Origin of the sequence: Endozoicomonas sp. SESOKO2 (assembly GCF_024606245.1) — a bacterium.
GTDB lineage: Bacteria > Pseudomonadota > Gammaproteobacteria > Pseudomonadales > Endozoicomonadaceae > Endozoicomonas_A.
On sequence record NZ_JAHHPQ010000530.1, the window covers coordinates 1 to 3,067 of the forward strand.

The 3,067-nt window shown below is 48.2% G+C and carries 3 protein-coding genes and 1 pseudogene; 3 read left to right on the forward strand and 1 reads right to left on the reverse strand.

Annotated features, from left to right (window positions below; translation table 11 throughout):
• The 3 genes from KDK17_RS12980 to KDK17_RS12990 all read left to right on the forward strand — a co-directional run.
• Positions 1-586: PepSY domain-containing protein (locus KDK17_RS12980; RefSeq protein WP_257288222.1), on the forward strand; the 586-nt coding region annotated here is incomplete at its 5' end.
• Between the two features lie 60 nt (positions 587-646).
• Positions 647-1,324, forward strand: a complete 678-nt coding sequence (locus KDK17_RS12985) for a response regulator transcription factor (RefSeq protein ID WP_257279707.1) — start codon at positions 647-649, stop codon at positions 1,322-1,324.
• Complete coding sequence (locus KDK17_RS12990; RefSeq protein ID WP_257279706.1) at positions 1,302-2,660, forward strand: ATP-binding protein; 1,359 nt, start codon at positions 1,302-1,304, stop codon at positions 2,658-2,660. Before KDK17_RS12985 ends, KDK17_RS12990 begins: the two co-directional genes overlap by 23 nt.
• Before the next feature lie 43 nt (positions 2,661-2,703).
• On the opposite strand, the pseudogene KDK17_RS12995 reads toward KDK17_RS12990, so the two are convergent.
• Positions 2,704-3,042: pseudogene (locus tag KDK17_RS12995) on the reverse strand (CorA family divalent cation transporter); the annotation flags it as partial.
• Positions 3,043-3,067: the final 25 nt, after the last annotated feature.

Genomic DNA, 3,067 nt, shown 5'->3' on the forward strand with positions numbered 1-3,067 from the left:
TCATTATAGGGTGGTTATCCTTCGCGATTATTCACTCATTTTTTTACAGGTTAGTCTCATGGGGTTGCTAAAAGAGGCCATTCTGAGCCTTTTTATGGTATCAACCGCCGTTCTGGCAGGCCAGGATGATGTCGTGCTGCAACTGGCCATCGAAAATGCCAAAATCAAGCCGGAACAGGCCATTATGCAAATTGCTGACCGCTATCCCGGGCACCTCAGTGAATTTGGAATCGATGATGAAGATGGCTCAATGGTTTATGAGTTCACGATTATTGATCCTGAAGACAGCGTTGAGCTGGAGGTCATTATGGATGCCGAGTCTGGCAAGATTTGGCTTGATGACAAGGACAGTGTCTCCAGCAAGGCGCTAAAGCGTAAAAAGTACCAACTGCTGATGAACAGTGGCATGACCTTGAAGAAGGCCATTGATGAAGCGAAAAAGATTGTTCCGGGACAGCTTTTGGAGGCAGAGCTTGAACAAGAGAAGGGCATTGTTTTTTTTGAAATTGAGTTGTTGACAGATAAGGGGGTGCGCAAGGTCATTGTGGATTTACAGTCTGGCAAGCCGATTCCGGTAACCCGATAATGATTGAGCTTTTGATGCCTTCCGTCATGGACGGAACAGACTGTTTGCAGGTGTGGTGATATGAAGTTGCTTGTGGTTGAGGACGACCAGACAACCCGTGAATACATTGCTAAGGGATTCACGGAGCATGGCTGGACCGTGGATCTGGTTGACAATGGCCGGGATGGTCTGTTTATGGCGTTGGGTGAACGCTACGATATCATTGTTCTGGACCGGATGCTGCCCCAGATGGAAGGGCTTAAAGTGCTGGCGGCACTGCGAGCCGCTGAAAACCAGACACCGGTTATCATCCTCAGTGCTCTCGATGGTGTTGATGAACGCATTAAAGGTTTGAAGCAGGGGGGAGATGATTACCTTTGCAAACCTTTCTCTTTTGGTGAACTCCTGGTAAGGGCAGAAATCCTGACACGCAGGGGGCATTTCAAAGAAGCTGAAAATACTCTGGCTATCTCTGATCTTGAAGTGGATTTATTGTCCAGGCGTGTAATCAAAAACCAGATGGAAGTCAATCTTCAGCCGAGAGAGTTCCAACTTCTGCGCTTTCTTCTTGAGCATAAAGGTCAGGTGATCTCCAGAACCATGCTGTTTGAATCCGTGTGGGATTATCACTTTGATCCGGGCAGCAACATTATTGATGTGCATGTCGCTAAATTGAGGAAAAAGCTGGATTCTGCCGGAGGGGTAGCCCTGATTCAGACCGTGAGAGGAGCGGGTTATGTTCTCCGTGAGCCGGCTTAACCCTCTGGGTCGGTTACAAAGATCCTCACTGCTACGTTACACCTTACTGCATACGGCTATTGTCCTGATACTGTGCGGATCAGCGCTTTGGTTGGTGAAGGACTATAGTCTGGGGTTCTACCAGAAACGGCAAGATCAGTTTGTTCTGGAACAGCTCAATTCTCTGGCATCCTTGGCCAAAAGCCAGTCAGAAAGTGAGTTCAGTCTGGCCGTTCGTCAGCTGGCAGAGAAAAGCCGGCAAGCACTGGTGGTGTATAAAAGCGCCGAAGGCTACCAGGGTAATCTGAATTATCTGCCTGAAACCGTCCCGCTGTCCCCGGCCATGGGCAGTTTCTGGATACTGGGAGATTCGGTGTTGGGAGACGGTCGCTTTCAGAGGGTGAGGGGGAGTCGTATCAACAGTCGCTGGGGGCCTCTGGTACTGGCCTACAACTCTTCAGACTTTAACCTGTTTGCCTCTCGTTTCACGCTGGCCTTTTATATTGCAATGGTACTGGTTTTGCTGGTGGGGCTATTGACCGGATTTCTATTTTCAAAAAAAGTACTGGCACGGCTTCGTGGAATCAATCAGGTGACTGCAACAGTCAGTGAAGGTCAGTTAGCAGCCAGGGTTCCAGTCACTGAAAAAGGTGATGAGTTTGATGAGCTGGCGGGCCATATCAATCAAATGCTTGAGCAGATTGAAGACTCAGTAGAAGCTATAGCAACGGTAACCAGCAGTATTGCTCATGATCTCAGAACACCGCTATCCCGACTGAGGATCAAGTTGGATGGATACCATTTAAATGGCGGTGCTGGTGTTGAGGATATTCTTGAGGCCCAGGCTGAGCTTGATACCATTCTGCATACCTTCAATGCCATGCTTGAGCTCAGCAAACTGGAATATAGGCATGGACATCTTGAATTTGTCCCTTGTGACCTGACCGAAATAGGCGCGGAGGTTGTTGAGCTGGCTGAGCCTCTGGCAGAAGCCAGTGAGCAGTCTTTAATGCTTGAAGTGCAGCAGAATCTGGTTGTTCAGGGGAATCACCAGTTGCTATTCAGAATTCTTTTTAATCTGGTTGAGAATGCCATCAAGTACTCCCATGAAGGGAGTGAGATCAAAATTCGTGTTGATCAGAATTCGGTATCAGTGATTGACCAGGGGGCAGGTATTCCGGAATCAGAATATGAAAAGGTATTCCAGAGGCTTTATCGGCTTGATCAGAGTCGGACAACACCCGGTCACGGATTGGGTTTGTCGCTGGTTAAAGTGGTCGCTGAAAGGCATAACGCCAGCATCAGTTTTGGGAAAGATGAACAATCCTTTGCCGTTAGACTGACATTTCAGAAATAAGAGTAAAGCCTGCCATCTGACAGGCTACAGCTTGACAGAGCTTCTATAACCAGCCTTTTCGTTTAAAGAACACATAGGTGCCAAGGGCACTCGCTAACATCAAAATCAGGGCTAGAGGGTATCCCCAGCTGGCATTGAGCTCCGGCATTACTTTGAAGTTCATACCATAGATACTGGCAATAAGGGTAGGTGGCAGGAACATAACGGCTGCTACGGAGAATATCTTAATGATATTGTTCTGCTCCAGGTTGATGAAACCCATGGTGGCATCCATCAGGAAGTTGATCTTGTCAAAGAGAAAGCCCGTGTGGGGTGTCAGGGAGTCAATATCACGCAGAATGTCTCGTACCTGGTCGACCTGTCCGTCATCCAGCTTGTGACGGCAGTTTTTTCAGGATGTATCCAAG

What these genes read in the sequence shown, in the direction of transcription:
- KDK17_RS12985 (WP_257279707.1), top strand. Translation starts at nt 647, where the DNA reads ATGAAGTTGCTTGTGGTTGAGGACGACCAGACAACCCGTGAATACATT.
- KDK17_RS12990 (WP_257279706.1), top strand. Translation starts at nt 1,302, where the DNA reads ATGTTCTCCGTGAGCCGGCTTAACCCTCTGGGTCGGTTACAAAGATCC.